General features: G+C 41.0%; 1 rRNA gene. It reads left to right on the top strand.

From position 1 onward, the window contains the following. Positions 1 to 334 precede the first annotated feature (334 nt). Positions 335 to 507: ribosomal RNA gene (locus AC1DXF_RS29485) — 16S ribosomal RNA — on the top strand; the annotation flags it as partial.

Here is a 507-nt window from a genome sequence, read left to right as displayed (position 1 = left end):
GTAAAAAGGTTTTCTACCTTTGCAGACCCAAACGGAGGGTTGCTTTAAGGAGCAAAAGAAGTAAGAAGCTAAAGCGATTTTAGCGGATAAAAATGAAAAGTTAGGTGGATGCAAATCCAACAAAACATATAGCGGATTCGGATGATGAAGCGAGAAAGTTCTTTTAAGAAATAGAAAATCATGTAGAGTAACACGGGAGCAGAAAGCGGAAGGCGTAAAGCAGAAAGCGGGAGGCAAACGGGTTATGATAACAAAAAGTTAGATACTGTATAAAGATATAATTATATACAGATTCTATTATTAATAATAGGGTCAGTGACAAACTAGACATTTTACAATGGAGAGTTTGATCCTGGCTCAGGATGAACGCTAGCGGCAGGCCTAATACATGCAAGTCGGACGGGATAGGAGAGCTTGCTTTCCTTGAGAGTGGCGCACGGGTGCGTAACACGTATGTAACCTACCTTAATCAGGGGGATGTATGTAACCTACCTTAATCAGGGGGAT

It is taken from the genome of Mucilaginibacter sp. P2_A5 (assembly GCF_056404995.1).
Note: the sequence above shows the minus strand (reverse complement) of the source record. Positions and strands in the feature narration are given on the sequence as shown.